Raw genomic sequence first — 24,155 nt, 5'->3', positions numbered from 1 at the left:
TGTAGTGGGAATAGACTGAATTTACAATGTCTATATTATCCAGTCCTTTTCTCCAATAAAAAAAGCACACGGCAATTGCCATATGCTTTTTACAAATTAATTCATCTCTTCTGTTTCATATTTTCGATTGAGGAATTCTTCAATTTGAAGCTTATGATGCCTGTCATGCTCACATAGATTGATTAAGTAATCCCTTAACGTTTCTTCATGCCCTCGATTGAAAAACACCGTATCCATATCCTCTTCGGAGCGGGCATTGATGGCTTTTACGATCAAATCTCTTGTTTCCAGAAACTCCTTGATAAGGTCATCCTTCTTAACGCCACTCTTTGCATAAAGGGAAGCGCGCTGATTCATGACATCGACATCAATCGCTCGAGGGAGCTTCGCACCTGCTTTCATCTTAGGGTATCTTTCCTTAAGGAAGTATCTGTCCCAATAAGTCAGATGAGCGATGATTTCGGAAACGGACCACTTTCCATGTCGGAGCGGCTGGAACCATTCATCATCACTGAGGGATTCGAGACTCTGTACCCACTGGCTGAAACGGACGAACCGCAATGTAATTTCTGTTTTAGTCATTGTTCCTCCTCCACCTTTTGCTTGTTATATATGCTGTTCCCTATTTTTCTATGAATTAATAGTCGAATTTCCCTTAAACTAAAAAAAGGGTGAACCTGCTATGTCAGGTCACCCTTCCTTTATGTATTCTTTTCTCAACATACTGTACAACGCACAATCGTGATAGTGGTCATATAAGTATTCCGCATCCCTTATGATCCCTTCTTTTTTGAAGCCCAATCGTTTTGGTATGGCGGCACTTTTCTTATTTTCGGTACCACATTGTATTTCCACCCTGTTCAGATGAAGTGTGTGGAATGCATAGTCAACTAGTGCTTCCGTTGCTTTTGTCATGATGCCTTTACCTTGATAGTGATCTGCTAACCAATAACCAATTGAAGTTTTTCGGTTTGCATGGTCGATCTGATGAAAACCGATCATTCCTGCCAATTGATTTTGATAAAGAATTCCGACTTGAAAACCGTCATTGGCAGCAAATTGCTTCAACCACATCTCAATGATCGGCTCATAGTCTTCCTCCTTTTCCATTCCATCGACCCAGGGCAGCCATTTTCTTAAGTGATTCCTGGACTGATCGACAAGAGCAAACAGCTCTGGAATATCCTTTTTTTCTAGTAGCTTCAGTGACAGATCTTGATCAATCGGAAAGATGAACATTCCAAAACCTCCTTGTTTTACTGATAAGGATCGATTCTTACATCTATGATGTCCCAATCACGAAATCCGATTTTTTTCATCTTGATGTAGAGACTGCCGTCATAGGATTCGATCACGTCTTCGCTATCCTTTTCATCCTTGTATTCATAAGCTTGAAAACGTACGCGGACTTCATAGGCATTGTCTAGATTCTCTGCTGAATCAATGATCATCCTGGTCTGATCCAGTTTTTTGACGGTGGGGAATTCGATGAATTGTTTCAGATCATCTGCCTTGTCTTTGACTGAGTCATCCTTTACTTCTCCTGCTTTTAATTGTTCAACGAATTCATTCGCATGCTCCTCAGGGGTCTTGATTAATATGGAAGCGACGACGACCAATATTATCCCTGTAATGAAGGCGCTGACGAAAATCATGATGAGCTTTTTATTCATAGGCCTGCACCTGCTTTCTATGTATAATCTGTTCGTATACTACCACAAATTCAACGAAAAAGGGAATTGCATTTGTGTGCAATTCCCTTTCAACCTATTCTTCCTTCCATTCATTCACCATGAATGTGGAACCTTTGTCCACCTGATCGATGAAAATCAGCTATTTTCGTGCTGCTCACAAATCATGAGGACGTTTCCATCTGGGTCCTTGAAATTGAAGAAGGAGACATCCGGATGTCTTTCAATCTCCCTGACGATGATGCCGCCTTTTTCCTTCACAAAGGAATAAGCTGCATCTATATCTTCTGTATGAAGCATGATGGAGGCTTCCGTACCCGGAGCGTTGTTGCGATCATCATCCAGGAGGAAACCACCGCCTCCCTCTAATTCGTAATAATGTACGGGATGGTCAGGGTCGACTTTCGGGGACTCTTTCCCCAGTAATTCTGCATACCAAGCAGCTGATTTCTGCAGATCCTTGACATGGACGAATGGCGTGCCTACACGGTTAATCGGACTCTTTGTTCCCTTCACTTTCTTCCTCCTTACGTCATTTTATCGAATAGTTTTACTGCCCCCCTTTAAAAAGGAATGTTTTTCCTTTTTTCGCGAAAAATTGACGAAAACCTGCAACCTTTTTCAAATTCATTCGTCTATAAGAGTAGGAGGAATCTTAAAGGTGAAACTTCTTAGTTCTCCTGCAAATTTCCTACCTCCCCTTACATTGAGGTGTGATCTGCCTGTATTTGATAGGCTGAGGTCACCCTCTTTTTTTTGCTTGGTTCGGATGGTTTGGTAGATCCCGATTCTTATTTTAGAGGGGTGTCAGCGGTTATGTAATAAATCAAGTTATCTGTCCATTCTCCGAACTCAAATATGAATCCTTTCCGGATACATTCAAATTGCATTCCGACGCTTTCAGCTAATTTGATTGAAGCCTCATTGTCTAAATTGATATGTGCCTCGATCCGATGGAAATCCAGCTTTTTGAAAGCAAGGCTTAACGACGCTTGGACTGCTTCCCGACCGAATCCTTTCCTCCATTGATGATTGTGGATCATATAGCCAATCCTGCCCCATTGGAAGTCATAACGCATTAGTGTAGAAAGATCGATTGTCCCAATATGAACACCCGTCTGTTTATGAAACACCCCAAAGATATAGCAATCATCCTTGGCGATCAATTCCTGCTGACTCTCCACCATCTGATGGAACCAAATTTCCGTGCATTCACTCATATCGGTGGAACCTTGATCATACTTATGCTGAGCCGGCTGTCGCCTTTTGTGCTCATGCAACCAATTCGAATAGTCTCTTTGATGATATGGGCGTATGGTTAGCCGCTCTGTTTCAACCTTCAAATCATAGGCCATGTACTGGTCTCCTCTGCTGCAAAAATCAAAGTTCAGTCTGCATCATTTCAGTTTCTATATTCTCGACTATTCCCCAAACTCCTCTAGTGCCTTTTTTAAGTGTCAGGCACTTTTCACGAACCGTTGGTACATCTGCATTCCTTTGAAGTGTCTGACACTTACCTCAAACCCATGGTACGATTGGGATTGTAAATGGTGTCTGACACTTGGATGAGATTCGAGGTTGCATCATAGGATAGAATGTAAGGGTAGAAAGAAAAGGAAGTGATGAGGATTGTTTGAGATACAGACGGAACGTTTGAGGCTTCGACCTTTACGCCGAACCGACGTCACGAATTTGATGAAAATATTCGGTGATCCGGTGGCTATGAATTATTATCCTGGCACGAAGTCAGAGGATGAAGCTGTAGAATGGATCGATTGGAACATTGCGAATTACGATGCATTCAATGTCGGCCTTTGGGCAGTGGAATTAAAGCAGGATGGGACCTTCATTGGTCAATGTGGGATCGTCCCCCAAAAGGTCAATGGCGAAATGATGATGGAGATCGGTTATTTGTTCATAAGAGACTATTGGGGACATGGCTTTGCAACAGAGGCGGCGTCTGCGTGTCTGAATTATGGATTACATACTTGTCGATATCCTAAGATGATTTCTCTGATTACTCCGGATAATTTACCCTCCATTGCTGTAGCAACGAGGATCGGTATGAAGAAGAATGAGCATATTGAAAAATGGGGTAAACGGATTGATGTATACAGCACTTCCCTTCATGAAATGGAAAAATCATCATAGGTTTCAGCCCGCTTCACCCAATCACCATTCGGAATGCATTCTTTACATAAGGAGAGATTATGATCGACTGTGTAGATGTATGCTTCACACGATCCTTTGACAGTTGTAATTGTCCTGACTTCCCGCTCATACAAATTGTCTTGGCGACCAACCGTGTACCCTTCTAATAAATCCAAGCTTTTCAGCATTTCATCATCCACTTCATACAGTTCTCCGTAAACCTTTCCAAACTGCTGTAAGGATAGTGCTGGATAGCCCAATCCTGTATCGAACAGCTTTCCCCCAATCCACGCTTGATCGGACACCCTCTTCGCATTTTTCAGCAAATGGTGATTCTTTTCCCCTATTCGAAGTGTTCCATATACGAATACCACGTTCATAGCAATGCCCCTACTTCTTCCTCATCCGGTTACGCTCACGCACGTAGCTGCGGATATATTTTTCATACGTCTTACGATGAAATGCTTTGATTTCTTCTTCAGACATTGCGCGAATATGCTCTTGGTCACTTGGCACGGCGTTCTGTGATTGATTGGACTGCTTTTTTACCAATCTTCGTCCCTCCTCTAATAAAAAAACCCTTCTGCTTTGATGCAAAAAAAGAGTTCCACCATCGACCCTTATCACCCAAAGTTCCCTTTGCTGGTTGGAGCACCTTGTCGTTCATCAGGTTGCTGTGGAGTCATTAAGCCAGTTCTTTCGTCCACTCTTGATAGAATGTTTATTAAATTTACGCAATTATATGACGGGAAGAAGGTGAAGTCAATACACTTCCGTCCATACTTTTCACCTATTTTCCTTTCGCCCTAATCCCGCCTTTTATAGGACAATCCCCAAATTTATGTGGATTCAGGTTACTTACCTATGCCTTTGTCCCACAAGGACAATATACTATTGGACAAACACTTTATTAATGTGTCAATTATTAAAAAGGAGGATGGATAGATGAGCTTATTTGAGGATCAGGTTAATGTTGAATTTGAAGATACAAACAAGAAGCGAAAATGCAATTGTGGATGTATATGCAATGTGTTAAAAAAAATGGAACCTGGTACACCGGTCGATGTAAAATTTTCGGGTACACCAGCTGATGAGAATATTCGTCTTGTTTTTACTTGCTTAGATGAAGAAGAATGTTGCGCACAATTTTTCGACCGTATTCCGAACACCGGACAGCCTTTTGTTGAACCAGTTTGGATTCCATGCGAAAAGATTGCATTTTTGCGTGAAGTGAAACCTTAAAATTGGTAATGTAGCTGACCCCATCACTCATTGGGATCAGCCTTTCTTTTTTATAACGATATAAAAAAGACCGAACCATTAGAGTGGTCGGTCTAATAGCGTCTATGTAATTGGATGGGGCGTTGCAGAGCATCGAGATCTTCTCCCATGTTTTCCATTTTGTCGAACATCAATCGCTTAGCGTCCTGAACACCTTGATTATAGACAAATGGCCCCGCTTCGCTTAGGAAGAAATCCAACAACAACCCAGCTGCCAATTCCCCAATTTCTTCTCCACGTTCATCGACAAAATAGCCTTGTATGTTTTCAATGAGCTGTTCACGATCTTCCTTTGAAATTTTTATCACTTTCATACACTAACCCTCCTTAACTAATTCTTGTAACGTTTCTAAAACCGTCCCAGCATTCCCATCAACGTGCAAATCAAAGGCATTATGTAAATACGTTTCTTCATTGTTGATGATGACTTTCTTCCCTGTACTTAAAAATGGAAGTTCATTCGCTGGGGCTACTTTCAAGCTTGAACCGATTACAATCAACAGGTCCGACTGCTCAATTTCACGGATGGCTTCTCCCCATACATCCTGTGGTAGCATCTCGCCGAACAGGACGATGTCAGGCCGCAAGTTCCCTTCACAGCTTAGGCATGCTTTATGATTAAGAAACGACTCTTCATCGGCTCCTCTGCCGCACTCGGAGCACAAAATGGAGCGTAGTGAGCCATGTAATTCAAACACCTTTTCATTCCCTGCAGCATGGTGGAATCCATCGACGTTCTGAGTCACGATCGCAGATAACAGTCCTTGCTTTTCCCAATCAGCTAGTACATGGTGACCGGAATGAGGCCGACAAGCATTTAAATCGGTCAGACGCACTTGGTAAAAGTCGTGGAACAATTCATATTCGTTCTCCAATGCCTCTGTCGTGGAAACCGACATTGGATCGATTTTCTTCCACCAGCCTTTTTTAGACCGAAAATCCGGAATTCCGCTTTCCGTAGACATTCCAGCACCTGTCAACACGACTGTTTTTTCCGATTCCCTCATCCATTCTGCCAACTGTTCTACATTCTGTCTTTCCATCATAGACTCCTCCTTTTATCCGTTCCGAGAAGTGGTTACATTATAGCATATATGATGAAAATGGAGACCGCATGTCAAAACAGACTCATCGTTTATATAAAAACAGATGGCGGCATCCCCCCATCTGTTTCCTCATCTATTACCAGCCGTACCCGCCATATCCGCCGTATCCGCCGTCACAGCATCCTCCGCCATAGCCATAGCCGTAATCGTCACCACAGAAGCAAGCTGCTCCTACGATAATTAGCAGGATAAACAAAACAACAATCAGCGTAAACCCACTTCCACGCTTCTTCTTGTATCCATCACTCATGTTTTCATCCTCCTTTTTGTCTGGTCACTAATACTCTATGTATGTACGAAAAACCATGATAGGGACAAATATGGAAGTCCAGAAAATTATGCGGATGTCCTCCCCCATTTTACACATACTATTTCGTGAGCTATGCCACACTATAAGCACAACTTCATGAGGAGGAAACACGACATGACTGAACATGAATCCCTGCAAATGTTCCTGAATCGTGCCCATCAAGTCATCGACTATGCAACTGAGCAGAATGAGCTCTATAACCGACAAGAACCGCAGATTGATCAAGAGGTCTATTCCAGTGCCCAACAACAACTCGAAGAGGCTTATATCGATCTACAGAAGGTTTCCAACAGTGCAACTCCCCAGCAACGCGAAGAAATTCAGCGCGTCATGGCACAAATCCTGCAGCTGCAAAGTGACATGATCATCAACGACCACTAAGAATCAGATAAAAAAAGACCCGTATTACGGCTCAACCAGAGCATCGACGGGTCTTTTTCATTAATTGTATGAGTGTCAGGCACCGTTTCAGAACCGTTGGGAATGAACGGTTTCTGAACGGTGCCTGACACTTTCATTCGTTTTTCTTTTTGTACTCTTGGTATGGAAATAAGTCCTCATCTTCCCGATGTCCTATGTAAAAAACGATCAAATCTGGATAATAGTAAAAGTCGGAAAGAAGCTCTTGGGGTATCGCCCGTTTCTCCTCATCATCCGTTACGTAATGGAAGTCGTCATAATCCTTATCAAAGGAGACGTTCGGATAAGAAAAAGTTGCTTCCCCGTTCTGATCGACGCGTATTGTTCGGTCAGTCAATTCGCCTGAATGAGCAGTGAGGTCTAGCTTAACCCACCCTGTATACTCATTTGGGATTTCAAACTTAAATTCGGCTCTTGCTGGATCATAATCAGGAATAAACTTCTTGTAATCGGGTTCCGGACTATTACGAAATTCTTCTTCTGTTCCGATGAAAATCAGATCAATGGCATCATAATGGATAACCCTGCTTTCATCAGTATCCATATAAGAAAAACTTGATAGATTACCGAAATGAACATGATCCATTGGGATAATCCTTTTATCGCCACTTTCACTTATGTAATAGAATTCATTGTCGTCAACGCTTGAGCCCTCATAAGAAGATGATGTCCATGCTACACCCTCCGAATTATACTTTATGACGCGGTAGTCACCCTCTTTTGTTAATGCAGGGTAATCTTCCACATCGTAAAAAACATATGTCCAACCTTCGTATCCTTCCGGTATATAGTGCCTTGTCAAAGGAGTGACCTTATCGAGCGTCCCATAGCTGAACCAGCTTAACACTACAATCAGTATCGTTATACTAATGCTTCCGCAAATCCATTTCTCTTTTTGATTCAATACCGGTGACCATTTCATTTTCCTTTGTCGTCTTAACGTTTCGTCAAACATCCAGAACAAGATCGAAATTGGAATTGCGAAGTAAAAATAAAAAGGAAGCTCTGTCCTCGGCTCAATGATTTGAAGGATGAAGACAGGCATGATGACAAAACCTACATGGACCAAGAATGTGTAAAGCGCATTTAGCTTGGATTCCTCCGGTACGACGACGTCTGAAAAAATCGAGACCCACAATCCATAAACCCCAATACCAAGCAACACATAAAAAAAGATAACAAATGTAATCGGAGCCGCAATAATAAAAGGCGTTAAAACTAATAACGTCGCAAAAGTCGTCACAATACCTACAACAATTTTTCTCCAAAACATCGCAAACATGAGCGCAACAACCCCTAAAAAGAACTCCCTTAATTTTACCATAATTGTGTGAGTGTCAGGCACCGTTACAGAACCGTTGGGAATAAACGGTTTCTGAACGGTGCCTGACACTTCCATTGAAGCCTGGTAATTTGAGCGACTCGATTATGAACCTAGTTGAGCGGATTTCGAACCAAATCCAGAAATTATGAACCTAGATGCAGATTTATGAACCTAGATGCTACATTTATGCACCAAACTGCACAAAATCGAGCCTCAAACAACGAAAAGCTGCCCTCCGGTCGAAGTCGAGTTCCACCTCGACCAAAAGGGCAGCTTTAAACTGAACATCTGTTATTGTGCAGTGTAACCCCCGTCGATTACGACAGCCTGGCCTGTAACACCTTTTGCCTGGTCACTTGCCAGGAATAACGTGTAATCAGCAATTTCTTTCACAGATAGCAGCCGTTTTTGCGGCACGAGCGGATAAATGACATCCTCCATCACTTGTTCCTTGGATACACCGCGGTTCTCCGCTAAATCCGCCAATTGATTCTGGACAAGCGGCGTATCGATATATCCTGGACAAATCGCATTCACCGTCACACCATACTCTGCCGCTTCGAGTGCCGTCACCTTCGTCAGACCAATGACGCCATGCTTCGCACTGTTATAGGCCGCTTTTCCAGCAAAACCAACCAATCCATTAATGGAAGACATGTTCAAAATGCGCCCGAACTTCTGTTTTTTCATATATGGGAGCGCATGTTTCGTCGCCAGGAAAGGAGCGACGAGCATCACACGCGTAAGCAATTCAAATTTTTCGGTCGGGAAATCCTCAACCGAAGCAATATGCTGAAGACCCGCATTGTTGACGAGAATATCAATCCGACCAAACTCCTCGACGGTCTTCTCGATTGTTGATTTCACTTCATCCTCTTTCGTCACATCACATTTCATGCCGACTGCCTGATATCCTTTCCCAACAAGCTCTTCTGCAGCCTTCAACACACCTTCTTCGTTCAGATCGGTCAACACCATCTTTGCGCCTTGTTCTGCAAAAGACTTTGCCAGCTCATAACCGATGCCGCTAGCAGCTCCTGTGATATAAACGACTTTCTCTTGAACCACGATAAAACCTCCTTCAACCTAACTAAACTTAAATACCGAGACCGACTGAGAATAAAATGACCGCTAAAGCAAGCCCGAGTAGGGGTACGATTACGGTCAATGCACCAACTGCCCCATAAGCTGCCTGATGTGTTTCCCCACAAATCGCACGGATCGTCGTCACGACATAACCATTGTGCGGTAATGAATCAAGTGCACCGGATGAAATCGCTACGGTTCGATGGAGCGCTTCGGCATTGACACCCGCATCAATGTAATGCGGTGCTAGTATCGGCAACGCAATCGCCTGTCCACCGGAAGCCGAGCCCGTCATACCAGCAATCACACTGACAGCAATCGCTCCACCGATGAGCGGACTTCCCGGAATGTTCGTCATCGCTTCCACCGCTGTATCGAAGGCCGGGACGACTTTCGCAACACCGCCAAATCCGACGACAGCGGCCGTGTTTCCAATAGCAATCAATGCACCGAGCGTACCTGCAGAAACCGCTTCCCAGAAATCCGTGAAATATTTCCGGTTTAACAGGAAAGCGGCAACGACTCCACCGAGCAGGGCGACAATCAATGCGGACTGCTCAAGCGAATCGTGGAAAAGGTATGAAATGATCAGGACGACGACAAGCGGGAGCATCCCTGCAACCGGATGAGGCAGCTCCTTTTCTGCGACTTTCGGATCGTCTTCCCTAGCTTCGAACACTTCCCCTTTGGCAACTGCCCTTGATATCATTTTTCTCAGCCACCAGTAACCAAAGCCGGCCATGAATAAAGCTACGATTGCGCTGACCTCCCAGCCGGCATATGGACTCGTACCCAAATATTCGATCGGAATCCAGTTCTGGATTTCCGGAGAGCCTGCGGACGTCATCGTAAATGTGACAGAGCCGAACGCGAGTGCCGCCGGAATGAACCGTCGCGGAAGATTTGCCTGCTTGAAAAGCCCTACTGCCATCGGATAGACCGAAAACGCGACGACGAACAAGCTAACTCCGCCATATGTCAAAATCGCACAAGCTAATACGATGGCGAGAACAGCTTGCTTCATGCCAAGCTTCTCCACGATCCATTTCGAAACGCTATCTGCTGCTCCGCTATCCTCCATCACCTTCCCGAAAATTGCACCGAGAAGGAACATTAAGAACCAGGCAGCGACAAAACCTGAAAATCCTCCCATGTAATTACTGACGAGATTCGCTTCATTTTCGCCAGCAAGCTGCGGAAAAAGTGGAAGTCCACTTAGCACGGCAACCAATAATGCACAGAACGGAGCAACGACCAACAAATTCATCCCTCTCATCGTAAGGATGATCAATAAGACGAGGCCCCCTAGCAAACCAATCATGCTTAACATCTTTTATCCTCCCTTTCGTTGACACGTAGTTGGAACCGCTTACAAAATAAGCGGGATTCCAGCATTTCCTTTTAATATTGCAAGGATCATGCCAACCTCAAAAATGCTGACAGGCTCTACACTCCCCATCACATGCCTCTTCCGCTTTTCCAGAATTCCGGAATGTCTTCCTCTCTTCTATCCAGCTTACATTGCTGTTCATGTTTCTTCGTATCCACCACGTGAGGCAACATTATGCCAGTTCTCCTCAATCACCTTATCCTAAAAAAAGAAAAATTCCAGGTTTCCGGACGGTTTTCCGGATATCTGGAATCGATCAACGATCATAACAAATCATATTTATTTAATTTTTCATAAAGGCTGGACTTGCCAATGCCTAACGCCTGCGATGCTGCGATTTTGTTCCCATCATGCCGATCAAGGGCTTCCACAATCGCTCGGCGTTCAGTCTGTTCAACTAGCTGCTTTAGTGATTTGTTCCGGATCGGGAGCATTTCTTCGTCCGTCAAATAATCGGGAAGTGAATCCGAACGGATTGTTTCATCATTGGTTAGATGCACAGCAGCTTCAATCACATTTTCGAGCTCCCTTATATTACCTGGCCAGTTATGCTTCAACATCACTTGCATTACGCTCTCTTCAATCGCATGGATTCGCTTGCCCGTCCTTCGGGTCACTTTTTCGAGGAAATGTTCAATTAAAGGCTCTACATCCGATTTCCGTTCTCTTAAGGATGGAATGTACAGCTGGAACCCATTGATCCTGTAAAAGAGATCTTCACGAAACAGCTTTTCCTGCACCATTTTTTCTAAAGGACGGTTCGTTGCTGCAATGATCCGCACGTTGACTTTTTCCGTTTCAGTTGCACCAATCGGTTCAATTTCCTTCTCCTGCAGTACTCGGAGTAATTTCGCCTGCATACTCAAAGGCATGTCCCCTACTTCATCCAAAAACAACGTACCGCCATTCGCCAGGATGAACTTGCCGACCTTACCGCCTTTCTTCGCACCGGTAAACGCCCCTTCGACATAGCCGAACAGCTCAGACTCCAGTAAGTGATCAGGGATGGCAGCACAGTTCACCTTAACAAACGGAGCGTTACTACGTTCACTAAGCTGATGAATGCTATGAGCAAACAGCTCCTTTCCCGTTCCACTTTCACCTCTAATCAGAATTGAGATGTCTCCTGAAGAGATCTGCTTCACCCTGCTTTTCAATTCAAGCATCGAGTCAGAGGTTCCGACCAAATCTGAAAGGGAGTACTTTGCGCCATTGTTTGCCGACCACTCCTTACGGTAATAGTCCAGCTCTGAAAAAAGGCTCTTTATATGGCTGTTCATCTTTTTCCATTGCTCAGTATCTCTGAAGATGACCGTTCCGAGTGCAGCGACGACTTTCCCATCATGATGAATTGGAATGCGATTCGCAATCATATAATTCCCTTTGATGAATTGCAAATCCGCAATTTCCTTTTCTCCTGTTCGGGCGACAATGTGCATCCTTGTGTTTTCGATGACATCTGTCACATGCATTCCGATAACGGCTTCCGGATCAACTTCAAGGAACGCACAATAGGTTTTGTTCATAAAACGAATGAAGCCATCTTTATCGACGACGACGACCCATTCAAAAGCATTATCGATGATTGCTTCAAGAATTTGATTTTCGATTTGAAAGTCCGTTTCCAGCATGATTGTTCGTCCTCTCGTCCTTTGTCTCTTTCCACTTTACCATAAGCACAAGGAGAGTTTTAAGATAATTCTGACGCAAATCAATAACCTACTATCGGTAAAATTACTATATAATGGGAGTTGGGAAGGTGGATGAAAATGATTCGACATAAACGTTTATTCTATATTTCAATCATGCTACTATCACTATGCTTTTTACTAGGCTTATCTTTTCCATATGGAAAGCCATTAGGTGAGCAGTTGCTCCACGCACTCGGAATACCTGCGCATTCCAACCCTGAGACGGAAACAGGCCTTCATTATGCAAACCTTGGATTGATTGTGATTCTAACATGCGGCATCACCTGCCTCTTCTATGCTCTAGAGAAATTCCGGTTGAGGGCATTACTTATCTCGTTCCTATTCTTTACATCGGGACCTACTATGCTCGTTCAAGCCTATCAAACTACGATTGCTGGTGGTCTTCACGCAATCACCTACAACAAGGAAGACAGTGAGTGTACCTATCAGCTGGACGAGAAAACAAAAACTATAGATGCAGAGTGTTTCATTCCTTTAACGAACCATAGTAATGATGAAGTTCAATTCGATTTGGAATTCATTGATCAGAACGATAACCACTCTTTGACCGATGGCCTGATGAATATGGAAGGACCGTACACGCTCGTCTTGGAACCTCATATGAGTAAAACCTTTCAAATCAAAGCAAAAATCGATGTCAGGGATTTGAAACAGGATCAATATATTCAAAGTGGTGGAAGCCAGTCCATCCCTATCAAATTAATAAAGGATGGAGCGGTTATGGATTATAGTGGATATTGACAGACACTTTTCCCGACTTCACCTCATACATTGGCTTATAACAGACGAATGGGGGTTTTCGGAATGAAAGCGTCGTCGATCTATATCATCTTGGTCTTGTATTTGTTACTGATCATTATATTTCAGTCGGCGATGTTCAAGGAATCTGCACCAAACCCTTCAAATCCGATTACGGTTGTCGGAAACCTCGGACCGACAACCTACGAGAACGGCACACTCAACATCCAATATATCGGTTATCCATACGTACCATTCCGGAATGTGTAGAAAAGAGGCTCCAAGCTTGAAAGCCTCTTTTACGTTATATGACAGCTTTTATTAAACCGCCTTCTCCTGACTACTTGTATTTGTTTTAAGTTGCACTTGCGTTATGACCTTGTTGAAGAAATACATTCCTGCGAGGCCGGAAGTGAAAATGATGAGTGACATCATGACAGGACTGACGAATGTACTGAGTGTGATGAACAACGCTCCAATAATGGAAGCGAAATAATAGGTGAATCCATCAATCGCCATATAAGAGCTCCGCGCGTTATCAGGTGCCAGATTGGCTAACGAAGACTGCTTGATCGGAATGTACATCAGCTCTCCAAAGGAGGCAAGACCGATCGCCAATAATAGCACCCATGGGTTTAAACTGAAGCTCGCTACTGTAAAGCCACCCACGAATAAAGAAGCTCCAAGGTTAAAATTCAACCGATCGTGGTATCGTTTGATGATGAGCGTCACAGCACCAGCGAATAAAGCAACGAGGACTGTATTTTCCGTCTTAAGAAAGCCGAGCATTCGAATTCCGTCTACTGCAAACTCCCAATCCTGAAAAGAAAACAAAGTCTGTACGTTCATCTGCTTTTCCAGTCGGACGCCAATATAATTCGTTAAATGCAATTCAATCGATAAGATAAAAATACTAGCTGTGATGTATAGTAAAAAAACTTTATCTTTGAATACCCGGGAATAGGTGTGTAAAATGGAAGGCTTTTGTACAGGCTTCCGTTCATGAGGTTGGATTCTTCTGGGGGTATGTGTTTCCTTGATGAATAATAGGGTCGTTAAAAATGAAAGTCCAGTAACAGTTGAGATGAATATGAACAGATAAAATTTATAATCCGCAAAAAGGAAGGCTCCGATCATTCCACCTAGTGCAGTCGCTACGTTTGTTGCCCAATAAGAGATCGCATAGATGTATTTTCGATTTTCCGTCGAGCTTACATCAATGATCATCGCTTGAGCAGCAGGAATGAATATACCGCTGAAAAACATATTCACGATAAAGAGGGCGATGGTAGCATAAGGACTCTCAAGCCAGGGAGCGTTCACCATCGTTATCCCTATATAGGTGAGCATTACCATCAATTCTGAAACCACCATCAATTTCTTACGTCCGATCTGATCCGACAGGTGTCCTCCGATCAAACCTCCGATAACTCCAGATAGAATTACCACGACGTAAAAGATTCCTGTCAACGTTTCACCAATCGTCTTGGCAAAGTAAATGGCTAGAAAGGGAATGATGGACGTAGTAGCTAGCATTGAAAGAAATTGTACGATGATCCTCAATTGGATATTCGGATGTAGCTCACGGAATTTCATTTAAAGAAAAACTCCTTCCTATTCAATCGGACCAAATAATTGGTAGGCTGGCTCAATGAACTTTTCCCATAGAATGTGATCTTCATCGAGTCCCATCGTTAACCGGATTCCATTGAGAAAACCGAAATAAGCCATGGCGATCACCTCGGGATCTTGTGTTTTCAATCGTCCTTGTTGTTGACCTTTCTCAATGAGAGGAATCACTTTTTGTACAAATTCATTGAAAAAGTTATCCAATACCCTCGCAATTTCTTCGTATTCTTCATGACTTTCAGGTCTTCCCAACACTTGCTGGATGAGCTGGAGATAGACTCGATTTGTAGAAAACAATTGAATGTTCCTCGATATTAAACGTCTGAGCTCGCCTAATACATCTTCTGTTTCATAGTCAATGACAAGCAGATGGTTTCTGACTTCTTCAAGGGGTTCCAAGATAGCCGCTTCCAGTAGCTTTTCCTTTGTCTCGAAATAGGTGAACACACTTCCGAAACTGATTTCTGAAGCCTCTGCAATCTTTTGTATGGTCGTTTCTTTATATCCTCTGCTAGAAAATAAGTAGGTCGCTTCCTCCAAAATACGTTTTCGTTTCGCTTGCTTAGCTGCTTCTCTCTTTCCTATTTGTGCTGTCATTTCTATCACCTCAAAAAATGATTGATTAATCAATCAATATTTTACGTCACTATTTTCCATTTGTAAAGTTTAAAAAAAGAAGCGGATGAACCGCTTCTTTAATTCGAGTCTGGTAGGATGATCTTGAATTTCGTCCCCTTCCCTTTCGAGCTTTCAACGTCGATTGTCCCATCATGCAATTCGACGAGCTGCTTCACGATGGATAATCCAAGTCCGAATTCCCCTAAAGGATTATTCTTACGAGACAAATCCGCTTTATAAAACCGATCCCAGATCGATTCGATGTCTTTTGCGTCGATACCAATGCCTGTGTCTTCAATTTCAATGACCGTTTCCCCATTGCCTTTCTTCCCACGCAATTCAATCCTACCGTCCGTCGTAAATTGCATACTGTTCTGGGTGATGTTCAATAAAATCTGGACAAGCCGATCGTAATCCGCGAATACCGTCAAATCACCAGCCACCGATAACACGACTTCATTTTTTTTATCATCCGCCTGAAAAGACAGCTGTTCTTTAATGACTTCAAAAACCTCGCGTAAAGGGATCGATTCCTTTTCAAGGACGACCTGACTTGAACGGATTTTTTCATAATCAAGGTTTTCATTAACGAGCCGGATCAGCCTTCTCGTTTCCTTTTCCACAAGCTCCATCGACTTATCCCGATCTTTATCCGGTATCATTTCGTTTCGGATCCCTTCAATCACGCCACGAATCGTCGTCAAAGGAGTCCGCATTTCATGGGATACATCGCTCAGGAATTTTCTCCTTCGTGCTTCCAGTCGCAAGATTTCTTCATTGGACGCCTTCAATTGCTTCGTCATTGCATTGAAATCCTTCGTCAACTCACCGATTTCATCTGACTTTTTATAGGGGACTTCAACCTCATAGTTGCCTGCAGCAATTTCAGAAGCTGCATTCCGTAACCGTAGAATTCTTCTGCCGTGATACTTGGATAAGAACCAGCTTATCAGGAACGCAACGCCTAACGAAACAACCATCGTAACGGTAAGATACTTATTCAACTGTTGGATGAACTGCCTCGTTCCACTAATTGGTGATATAAGCAGTACTCCACCCACGAGCTCGTCCCCATTCATTTTCGGGAACGCGACCATCGTCACGTCCTGATCGAAACGTCTTAAATCTTGTTTTACAGACACGACCTCTCCCTCATGAAGCTTTGCCCACTCTGCGCCCGAAAGTCTCAAGCCTGAAATCGCTTTGTTCGGAGAAAGGATGGCTCCCTTTTGATCGAACTTCACAAACCGTACGTCTCTTGCACGTAATAATTCCACATACGCTGCAAAAGCCATTTTCGCCCCTGGTTTCTCATCAAAGACTGGGCTCTCATACACAATTTGGTTCCCATAGCTTTTCAATTCATTCACTTTGTTCTGAAACACGTACCCTTCCACAAAACGAGTAAAAAGGATACTAAGCAGTAAAAACGCAATGATCAATATGCTGATATGGCTTCCAAGGAGCTGGTGGAAGTACTTAATCCTCATTTGAACTCACCGTCTCATCGAATTTGTAACCAACCCCCCAAACGGTATGAATGACAGGATTAGCCTTAGAACCGACCTTTTTCCTCAAGCGCTTGATATGGACATCCACTGTCCGTTCGTCACCGTAAAATTGATAGCCCCACACTCGCTCGAGCAGCTGTTCCCTCGAGAAAACTTGTCGGTGATTTTTAGCTAGATAATAGAGGAGTTCGAACTCTTTTGGAGTAAGATCGTCAACCCGCACCCCATCGAGGAAAACATCCCGTGTATCCTTATTGATGGAGAGATGGTTCGTTTCGATGATATGGAGATGATTTGGCTCAGTCTTCATCTGGTACCTGCGGGCAACTGCTTTAATTCTTGCCATCAGTGCAAGCGGACTGAACGGTTTCGTAACATAATCATCAGCCCCTAGTTCCAATCCAAGCACCTGATCGGATTCACTGTCCTTTGCAGTAAGCATGATAACGGGAACCCTGCTCTCTTCTCTGATTTTCCTGCAGATCGTCACACCATCCATACCAGGAAGCATCCAATCCAGAATGACAAGGTCCCAATCACCTTGTTGAAAGCGTGCATAACCCTTTGAACCATCCTGGATGAATTCGCCATTATATCCCTCTTTTGAAAAAAACATCTCAAGCATGGAACAGACACTGTCGTTGTCCTCGATCACTAATATGTTCACCTTTTCACCATCTTCGTCAAAGATACTTATGTCTATCTTACTGGTTGCACAAGCCTTTTTGGGGATTTTGTAAAGATTTCTAAATTATTAATGGTTTCATCAAGGTTCGTTCATAATTTGTTCATAATTGATGGATAAGCTATTTGTAACGAACCGATAAGGAGTGAGTTGGATATGAAGAAAAAAGGAGTATGGGCAGGTGTAATCGGAATTGCTGCATTAAGCATGGTTTTACCTCAATGGGCAGGAGCCTCATCTGATTCAGGAGATACACCGACAATCGTAATGGAAGAACATGACGGTGAGATGAACCGGTTTGGTCATCACCATTTCAAAAAACATTTCATTAAAGAAGAATTCCAAGCATTGTTAGATGACGGTTATACGAAAAGAGAGATTTTCAAGGGTCTTCATATTTCCCACCTGGCAGAGAAACCAATCGAAGATGTACTGAACATTTATAAGGAAACAAGCTCATGGACAGAAACCGCGGAGCACTTCGGCGTCGATGAAGAAAAGGTGAGGAAGCACAAGCATAAGCATAAGTGGAAAAAATGGCAGGCGGAGCTGGATGCCCATAAAGGAGAAATCTTGGAATACTTGAGTGCGTATACAGGTAAAGAGGTCCAGGAATTGAACGGTTATTTGGTAGACGAAATCGGACTTCGGCATTTGATTGGAGCGGCCGTCATTTCGAAAGTAAGTGGTACAGACCTCACAGAAGTCTTGAATTATAAGAAAGAAGGTCATACCCGTGAAGAGTTTGCTGAACACTTCAACCTCGACAAAGAAGAGTTCAAAGCCGAAATGAAAAAAGTCCATTCTGACATCAAAGAACGGATAAACTGAGCAATTTTATCAGATGAAGACCCTTGCCATTTCCGCAAGGGTTCTTTTGTGCACTGTAGAAGAAAAGTGTTGAAGTTGAACAGCTTCAGGCGGGCACCTTCCGCGGGCAACGCTGGAGTCGCCTCCTTACGCTTCTGTTCCAATAAATGCGAAAAAAGCTTTCCTTTTTAGTGAAAAATCAAACAAAGCTTCAGCTGAATATCGAGAGGAATCCTAACATCCAGATGGAATATGTAAGTAGAATGAAAATTGAATTCCATGGAGGGGTAAGAAAATGTGGGGACAACCCGTCACACTTGAAGGTGAGCGTGTAACCATTCGACCGATGGAAGCTGAAGACGTTAAGGACTTGTACGAAGCAGGACGAGACCCTCAAATTTGGACTTACATGCCGAGGAATATTCAGTCTTTAAAAGATATGGAAATGCTTGTCGATGAGGCTTTGAAACGAAAAGCACAAGGCTCTGAATTCCCGTTCGTCATCTACGATCACAAGCAGGAAATGCTGGTCGGCAGCACCCGTTTTCTTGATATCTCTGAGAAAGACCGACATCTCGAAATTGGCTGGACATGGTTATCCCCGTCCGTTTGGCGAACGAGTGTCAATACACAATGTAAATACTTATTGATGAAGCATTGCTTCGAAAACCTTGCTGCTGTAAGGGTACAATTAAAAACAGATGCTCGGAATATCCGATCGCAAAATGCCATTGATCGCATTGGTGGTATTCGTGAAGGCGTTTTGCGCAAGGTCGTTATGATGCCGGATGGCCATATGCGAGATACCGTGTATTACAGCATCCTTGAGGAAGAATGGCCGAAGGTGAAGGAAAAGCTGGAACGTACGATGCTTGATTATCGAATGTCCTTGTAAAACGTCATAACTGTAACCCCAAATAAAACCGGTTATACAATTACATGTGTCTGGGAGGAGCTTTCAGCTCGTTCATATGGGCCATGAATTGGTACTAGTTTCCGTACCTTCATGTCCCTTCCTGCATATGGTAAAAGTATGATCGGTTTTACTAAAGGGGTTTAGTCTATGGCACTTATCAATGGGCAACAATACATTGATCGCATCAACAACTTGAAACCGGAAATTTGGGTCGATGGCGGACAAGTGAAGGGGAATTTGTCAGATCACCCTGCTTTAAAAGGAATCATGAAAAGCAAGGCTGCTCTATATGACTTTCAGAACCAGAAGGATAAGATTGAAAAGATGTCGTTTGAATTGGCACCCGGTGAACGCGCAGGGATGGCTTTCCTTCCTCCAAAGACGAAAGAGGATCTGGCGAGAAGAAGAGTTGCGGTTCAAGAGTGGGCACGCACGTGCGGAGGGTTGCTGGGTCGATCGCCTGATTATTTGAACACCATTCTGATGACCTTCACCCAGGCTGCAGATATGCTGAAATCACAGGACCCGAGATTTTGCCAGAACATGCTTGATTTATACGAAAAAGCGACAAAAGAGGATTTATCTTTTACACATACATTCGTACATCCACAAACGAACAGAGCGCGTTTTCATATTGAATTTGCTGATGAGAGGGTTGCCGCCCATATTACGAAAAAGACGACAGACGGGATCATCATTCGAGGAGCTCGCTTGTTGGCTACCCAAGGCGGATTGACAGATGAAATATTGGTCTTTCCACAGGGTGGCATAACCGAGTTCAGTGTCGCTAACGGCTTCTCGATTCCAGCAAATACACCAGGACTCCGTTTCATAGCAAGGGAGTCATTTGACTATGGGAAATCCCAATTCGATCACCCGCTCGGATCCAGGTTCGACGAATTGGACTCGATTGTCGTATTTGATGATGTCCTCGTCCCATGGGAGAAAATCTTCTTTTATGAGAACCTGGAGCTATCAAGGGCTATATACGATAAATCAAGCTTCTTCCAGCATACGGTCCACCAGGTCGCCAACCGTTGCATCGTCAAAACAGAATTTCTGCTCGGTACGATTCAACTCATGGTCGAAGCAATCAATATTGGAGGATATGACCATGTGCAGGAAAAAGTGGCTGATGTCATCATCGCATTGGAAGCAATGAAAGCCTTTGTCCTTTCATCAGAAATCCAAGCGAAAGAGGATCGATGGGGTACAATGACACCTGCGAGAGAGCCACTTCATGCAGCTCTCACCTATTATGCAAAGATCTATCCAATGTTCAATGATATCATTCAAAAGCTTGGCGCAAGCGGACTTGTATCGATTCCAGGGGAAAAGGATTTCGATTCACCGATTCGTGAGGACATCGACAAGTATCTCCAAGGTGCAAATGCAAGTGCGGAGGATCGCGTGAAAATCTTCCGGCTCGCATGGGATTTATCCATGAGTGCTTTCGGCACGAGACAATCTCTCTATGAACAATATTTCTTCGGTGGTCCTTTAAGTTTATCCAAACGATTATATATGGGCTATCGACGAGATAACCAAATGAACAGGGTCAGAGATTTCTTGAAACTGGAAAACGAGAAGAAAGAAGAAGGCAGCTGAATCGGACAGCTGCCTTTTTGTAATGAAAGCATGGAATTTCGTTTCCAGCTATTCTATTTGCGATTGGGCTTTTTAACATTTTCGATGATGATTCTTTCGATTTCATAATAGTTATACATGAAAATCGCTCCTTCAAGTTTTAAGGTACTATCAGTGTACGATTTTCAACGTTCTTTCTTAACGGTCAGCAGATTGGATTTTCTTCAGTCTCCGGATTGATTTTCATCTCAGACTAGAACCCAGAACGCGTGTCTTCCGTCCTATTGCGCTAAGGATTGCTGTACCTTCCATTTCTTTGATTCTTGCACGATGATGACCGCACTCATGACGAGAAGAATGCCAATGATCTGCCACATCGTGAGGTTTTCATGGAATAACGTGACACCGACAAGCGTCGCCACGACCGGTTCGACTGTTGCTGTGATGGATGCTCGGCTGGACTCGACGAACTGCAAACCGATTGTGTAAAGCATATAAGCAAGGACTGTCGAAACGAATCCGATCCCTCCTGCATTGATCAGCACCCCCGTTTCAAGCAACTGATCCGTCATTTGCCAAAGACCTGTAAACGGAATGAGCGCAATAGACGCTATGATAAAAGTATATGTGATGACTGTCAGTGAAGAGTATTTCGCCAGGGCGTACTTCCCAAAAATACTGTACAGCGCATAACCTAGCCCTGAACCGAGACCTGTTAAGACACCAAATAACGAAAAAGCACTTGCCCCTCCTGGTACGATTCCAATTACGAACATACATCCGATGAAGGTCATACCTAAAGCAATCATTTTACGCTTGGTAAACCATTCGTGGAACAGGAAGCGCGAAAGAATCGTCACGATTGCCGGCGCGGTATAGAGTAAAATCGCTGCCACTGCAATTGACGTTTCTTTAATTGCAGTAAACAGACACCAATTGAAAAAGACTATGCTGAGTATGCCGGTTCCAATGAAATATTTACTATCTCGCCAATGAATCCGCAACAGCTTCGGGTCTTTGAGCAAGACAAACAGGATGAGTAGAGCAGCAGCGACGATCACACGGATGGCAACGATCTGTAGTGCTGTGAATCCGTAAGTATAGAGCCCTTCAACAAAGATGGCGATCAATCCCCATAGGGCTGCCCCCATTGCAATGAATACATAAGCCGATGTCTTCACATATATGTCTCCTAACGTTTTATGTTGAATTCTCCCCTAAACTTCGAGAAGCTCTCTGAAATTCCTTTTTTAAAATGATATGCCTTTTGCCACTCTAACATTTTGTACGTGAAGACGGCCATCGTCACCGATTATGTTTAACTTCCAAATATTGAGGCTATGTAATCAATGTACCTACCTCCCTGTGAAAAATGTGTCCCAAATGATTAGTTCCTCTACTTTAAGCCAAACTAAAAGAAGCTTTACATCCCTGAACTCATTAGCAGTAAAATAACACCAAATTTCTATTTAAAATACGATTTTGAATGGAGGTTGAAGCGTGGCAAACATTACAAAGCATCGTTTTTTTAAACAAGGCATATTTGCAACCCTGGTTCTGATCGTCTTCATCTATTTAGCGATGACCAATCCAAATATCCACTGGGGCGGCTTCATTTCGATGATCATTTTCTATGCAATCATTTATTATATCGGCGCCTATTCGGCAGCTAAGAAATCCGAGTCCATGTCCGATATGATGGTAGCAAAAAGATCCCTCCCTTTATGGATTGCCATGTTCACGATGGCAGCAACCTGGGTAGGTGGAGGTTACATAGCAGGAACGGCGGAATACACCTACTCTTCCGGGATCGCTTGGGCTCAAGCTCCTTGGGGATATGCGCTCAGCTTGATCATCGGTGGTATCTTCTTTGCCCGAAAAATGAGACGCTATGAATTCATGACAATGATCGATCCGATCGAACAGCGTTTCGGTAAAAGAGTAGCCGGCGTACTCTACATCCCTGCCCTTCTTGGTGAAGTCTTCTGGAGTGGCGCGATACTTACAGCACTCGGAACGACATTCGGAACGATCCTTGGGCTTGATTTTCAGACGTCGATCATTGTTTCGGCAGCAATCGCAATCGCCTACACCGTTGTCGGTGGAATGTGGTCGGTCGCTTTCACGGATGTCATCCAGATGAGTATCGTACTCCTCGGATTGTTCGTCGTCATCCCATTTGCCTTAGGCCATGCTGGTGGATTGGATGCGACCTGGGACACATATAAAGAAGAGATGGGCACGTTGGCGAATCTCTTTCCTCCCATCGATGGATGGAATCACCCTGACTGGGGGAACTACTACTGGAATTGGTGGGACTATGCCCTTCTCTTGATTTTTGGAGGTATTCCTTGGCAGGTGTACTTCCAACGGGTCTTATCAGCAAACACACCTCGAACGGCGATGTGGCTATCCATCACTGCAGGCTTCATCTGTATCATTGCAGCAGTTCCAGCCGTGTTGATCGGCATGGCAGGATTTGCAGTCGATTGGGCGAGTCTTGGGGTTGCAGAACCTGAAAATCCGGCGATGATTTTACCTTATGTTCTACGATACATGACCCCGCCGATCGTCGCGGCCATCGGTCTCGGCGCATTGGCAGCAGCGGTCATGTCGTCCATGGATTCTTCAATATTATCAGCTTCATCAATGGCATCCTGGAACGTCTATCGTCCTTTGTTCAAACCGAAAGCTTCTGGAGAAGAATTGAAGAAGGTTATCAAACGGACCATTATCCTGGTCGGAGTTGCAGCAACCATCATCGCACTGAGTATCAAAAGCGTCTATGCCCTCTGGTATTTGGCGGCCGATCTGGTCTATGTCATCCTGTTCCCTCAATTGACGCTGGCCCTCTTTTATAAGCGGGCGACAAAATACGGCTCGATTGCAGGGCTGATCGTATCGTTCTTCTTACGAATCGGAGGCGGCGAACCGATTATCGGTCTACCGAAATTCCTGCCTTATCCGATGGTAGAAGAAGGGGTTGTTCTATTCCCGTTCCGGACACTTGCTATGGTCGCTGGGTTCATCACCATCTTCATCGTATCGGAATTGACACAGAAAGCATCACCACCACAACCGCTCCTAAAACCGGAAGAACGCTAAATCCCTTCTTACTTCGTACGAACTTTGCAAAAAAGTTCGTACTTTTTTTATGAAACTAATCCATCATCATAACGTATAACTTATG

28 protein-coding genes and 1 riboswitch are annotated in these 24,155 nt (G+C 43.8%); of the genes, 9 read left to right on the top strand and 19 right to left on the bottom strand.

Annotated elements, in window-relative coordinates; all coding sequences use genetic code 11:
* Nucleotides 1-96: 96 nt before the first annotated feature.
* The 5 genes from V1497_RS04465 to V1497_RS04445 form a co-directional block, all read right to left on the bottom strand.
* On the bottom strand, nt 97-582 hold the full coding sequence (locus V1497_RS04465) for a DinB family protein (protein ID WP_349409770.1): 486 nt from the start codon (nt 580-582) through the stop codon (nt 97-99).
* Nucleotides 583-690: 108 nt separating this feature from the next.
* Nucleotides 691-1,239 carry a GNAT family protein gene (locus V1497_RS04460; RefSeq protein ID WP_349409769.1) on the bottom strand — a complete coding sequence of 183 codons (549 nt, stop codon included), beginning with the start codon at nt 1,237-1,239 and terminating at the stop codon, nt 691-693.
* A 17-nt stretch (nt 1,240-1,256) separates the two neighbouring features.
* Nucleotides 1,257-1,673, bottom strand: a complete 417-nt coding sequence (locus V1497_RS04455) for a hypothetical protein (protein WP_349409768.1) — start codon at nt 1,671-1,673, stop codon at nt 1,257-1,259.
* Nucleotides 1,674-1,829: 156 nt separating this feature from the next.
* Complete coding sequence (locus V1497_RS04450) at nt 1,830-2,207, bottom strand: VOC family protein (protein ID WP_349409767.1); 378 nt, start codon at nt 2,205-2,207, stop codon at nt 1,830-1,832.
* A gap of 275 nt (nt 2,208-2,482) precedes the next feature.
* Nucleotides 2,483-3,046, bottom strand: a complete 564-nt coding sequence (locus tag V1497_RS04445; RefSeq protein WP_349409766.1) for a GNAT family protein — start codon at nt 3,044-3,046, stop codon at nt 2,483-2,485.
* Between the two features lie 274 nt (nt 3,047-3,320).
* Between V1497_RS04445 and V1497_RS04440 the strand changes: the two genes are divergently transcribed.
* A complete protein-coding gene (locus tag V1497_RS04440) occupies nt 3,321-3,842 on the top strand; it encodes a GNAT family N-acetyltransferase (RefSeq protein ID WP_349409765.1) in 522 nt (173 codons plus the stop codon).
* Here V1497_RS04440 and V1497_RS04435 read toward each other — a convergent pair.
* Complete coding sequence (locus tag V1497_RS04435) at nt 3,818-4,222, bottom strand: gamma-glutamylcyclotransferase family protein (protein WP_349409764.1); 405 nt, start codon at nt 4,220-4,222, stop codon at nt 3,818-3,820. The two genes, V1497_RS04440 and V1497_RS04435, sit on opposite strands and share 25 nt — an antisense overlap.
* Nucleotides 4,223-4,232: 10 nt before the next feature.
* Nucleotides 4,233-4,394, bottom strand: coding sequence for a hypothetical protein (locus V1497_RS04430; protein ID WP_349409763.1), 162 nt, complete (start codon nt 4,392-4,394; stop codon nt 4,233-4,235).
* Nucleotides 4,395-4,459: 65 nt separating this feature from the next.
* Nucleotides 4,460-4,561: riboswitch (SAM riboswitch) on the bottom strand.
* Between the two features lie 226 nt (nt 4,562-4,787).
* Between V1497_RS04430 and V1497_RS04425 the strand changes: the two genes are divergently transcribed.
* Nucleotides 4,788-5,084 (top strand): hypothetical protein, encoded by a 297-nt coding sequence (locus tag V1497_RS04425; RefSeq protein WP_349409762.1) that lies wholly within the window; start codon nt 4,788-4,790, stop codon nt 5,082-5,084.
* Nucleotides 5,085-5,176: 92 nt separating this feature from the next.
* On the opposite strand, the gene V1497_RS04420 is transcribed toward V1497_RS04425, so the two are convergent.
* The 3 genes from V1497_RS04420 to V1497_RS04410 form a co-directional block, all read right to left on the bottom strand.
* Entirely contained in the window at nt 5,177-5,437 is a 261-nt protein-coding gene (locus V1497_RS04420; protein ID WP_349409761.1) for a DUF2164 domain-containing protein, read from the bottom strand.
* 3 nt (nt 5,438-5,440) lie between these two features.
* On the bottom strand, nt 5,441-6,169 hold the full coding sequence (locus V1497_RS04415; protein WP_349409760.1) for an NAD-dependent deacylase: 729 nt from the start codon (nt 6,167-6,169) through the stop codon (nt 5,441-5,443).
* Nucleotides 6,170-6,305: 136 nt separating this feature from the next.
* Nucleotides 6,306-6,479 (bottom strand): YjcZ family sporulation protein, encoded by a 174-nt coding sequence (locus V1497_RS04410; RefSeq protein ID WP_349409759.1) that lies wholly within the window; start codon nt 6,477-6,479, stop codon nt 6,306-6,308.
* 174 nt (nt 6,480-6,653) lie between these two features.
* On the opposite strand from V1497_RS04410, the gene V1497_RS04405 reads away from it, so the two are divergent.
* Nucleotides 6,654-6,920 carry a DUF2524 family protein gene (locus V1497_RS04405; RefSeq protein WP_349409758.1) on the top strand — a complete coding sequence of 89 codons (267 nt, stop codon included), beginning with the start codon at nt 6,654-6,656 and terminating at the stop codon, nt 6,918-6,920.
* A 133-nt stretch (nt 6,921-7,053) separates the two neighbouring features.
* Here the strand turns inward: V1497_RS04405 and V1497_RS04400 are convergent, their stop codons facing one another.
* The 4 genes from V1497_RS04400 to V1497_RS04385 all read right to left on the bottom strand — a co-directional run bounded on the left by V1497_RS04400 (nt 7,054) and on the right by V1497_RS04385 (nt 12,390).
* Nucleotides 7,054-8,241, bottom strand: a complete 1,188-nt coding sequence (locus tag V1497_RS04400) for a DUF6843 domain-containing protein (protein WP_349409757.1) — start codon at nt 8,239-8,241, stop codon at nt 7,054-7,056.
* A gap of 333 nt (nt 8,242-8,574) precedes the next feature.
* On the bottom strand, nt 8,575-9,351 hold the full coding sequence (locus V1497_RS04395; protein WP_349409756.1) for a 3-hydroxybutyrate dehydrogenase: 777 nt from the start codon (nt 9,349-9,351) through the stop codon (nt 8,575-8,577).
* Between the two features lie 28 nt (nt 9,352-9,379).
* Complete coding sequence (locus V1497_RS04390) at nt 9,380-10,699, bottom strand: GntP family permease (protein WP_349409755.1); 1,320 nt, start codon at nt 10,697-10,699, stop codon at nt 9,380-9,382.
* Nucleotides 10,700-11,022: 323 nt separating this feature from the next.
* Nucleotides 11,023-12,390, bottom strand: a complete 1,368-nt coding sequence (locus V1497_RS04385) for a sigma-54 interaction domain-containing protein (RefSeq protein WP_349409754.1) — start codon at nt 12,388-12,390, stop codon at nt 11,023-11,025.
* Nucleotides 12,391-12,528: 138 nt separating this feature from the next.
* Here V1497_RS04385 and V1497_RS04380 point away from each other — a divergent pair, with 138 nt between their 5' ends.
* On the top strand, nt 12,529-13,212 hold the full coding sequence (locus V1497_RS04380) for a hypothetical protein (protein WP_349409753.1): 684 nt from the start codon (nt 12,529-12,531) through the stop codon (nt 13,210-13,212).
* A gap of 63 nt (nt 13,213-13,275) precedes the next feature.
* Entirely contained in the window at nt 13,276-13,479 is a 204-nt protein-coding gene (locus V1497_RS04375) for a hypothetical protein (RefSeq protein WP_349409752.1), read from the top strand.
* A gap of 51 nt (nt 13,480-13,530) precedes the next feature.
* Here the strand turns inward: V1497_RS04375 and V1497_RS04370 are convergent, their stop codons facing one another.
* From V1497_RS04370 to V1497_RS04355, 4 genes are all read right to left on the bottom strand, one after another.
* Entirely contained in the window at nt 13,531-14,805 is a 1,275-nt protein-coding gene (locus tag V1497_RS04370) for an MFS transporter (RefSeq protein WP_349409751.1), read from the bottom strand.
* 18 nt (nt 14,806-14,823) lie between these two features.
* Complete coding sequence (locus V1497_RS04365; protein ID WP_349409750.1) at nt 14,824-15,435, bottom strand: TetR/AcrR family transcriptional regulator; 612 nt, start codon at nt 15,433-15,435, stop codon at nt 14,824-14,826.
* 98 nt (nt 15,436-15,533) lie between these two features.
* On the bottom strand, nt 15,534-16,946 hold the full coding sequence (locus tag V1497_RS04360; protein ID WP_349409749.1) for a HAMP domain-containing sensor histidine kinase: 1,413 nt from the start codon (nt 16,944-16,946) through the stop codon (nt 15,534-15,536).
* Nucleotides 16,936-17,634, bottom strand: a complete 699-nt coding sequence (locus tag V1497_RS04355) for a response regulator transcription factor (RefSeq protein WP_349409748.1) — start codon at nt 17,632-17,634, stop codon at nt 16,936-16,938. The genes V1497_RS04360 and V1497_RS04355 overlap by 11 nt, the downstream gene beginning before the upstream one ends.
* A 174-nt stretch (nt 17,635-17,808) precedes the next feature.
* Here V1497_RS04355 and V1497_RS04350 point away from each other — a divergent pair, with 174 nt between their 5' ends.
* From V1497_RS04350 to hpaB, 3 genes are all read left to right on the top strand, one after another.
* Complete coding sequence (locus tag V1497_RS04350) at nt 17,809-18,483, top strand: hypothetical protein (RefSeq protein WP_349409747.1); 675 nt, start codon at nt 17,809-17,811, stop codon at nt 18,481-18,483.
* Nucleotides 18,484-18,757: 274 nt separating this feature from the next.
* Nucleotides 18,758-19,357 (top strand): GNAT family protein, encoded by a 600-nt coding sequence (locus tag V1497_RS04345; RefSeq protein ID WP_349409746.1) that lies wholly within the window; start codon nt 18,758-18,760, stop codon nt 19,355-19,357.
* 168 nt (nt 19,358-19,525) lie between these two features.
* Nucleotides 19,526-20,986 (top strand): 4-hydroxyphenylacetate 3-monooxygenase, oxygenase component, encoded by a 1,461-nt coding sequence (hpaB, locus tag V1497_RS04340; protein WP_349409745.1) that lies wholly within the window; start codon nt 19,526-19,528, stop codon nt 20,984-20,986.
* Nucleotides 20,987-21,246: 260 nt separating this feature from the next.
* Here hpaB and V1497_RS04335 read toward each other — a convergent pair whose 3' ends face one another.
* Nucleotides 21,247-22,146, bottom strand: coding sequence for an EamA family transporter (locus V1497_RS04335; RefSeq protein ID WP_349409744.1), 900 nt, complete (start codon nt 22,144-22,146; stop codon nt 21,247-21,249).
* A 400-nt stretch (nt 22,147-22,546) separates the two neighbouring features.
* Here V1497_RS04335 and V1497_RS04330 point away from each other — a divergent pair, with 400 nt between their 5' ends.
* Entirely contained in the window at nt 22,547-24,070 is a 1,524-nt protein-coding gene (locus V1497_RS04330) for a sodium:solute symporter family protein (RefSeq protein WP_349410747.1), read from the top strand.
* The last annotated feature ends 85 nt before the right edge of the window (nt 24,071-24,155 follow it).

This window comes from Pseudalkalibacillus sp. SCS-8, from assembly GCF_040126055.1.
Taxonomy (GTDB): domain Bacteria; phylum Bacillota; class Bacilli; order Bacillales; family Fictibacillaceae; genus Pseudalkalibacillus; species Pseudalkalibacillus nanhaiensis.
The sequence above is the reverse complement of the archived record's forward strand: the minus strand, read 5'-3'. Positions and strand labels throughout refer to the sequence as shown.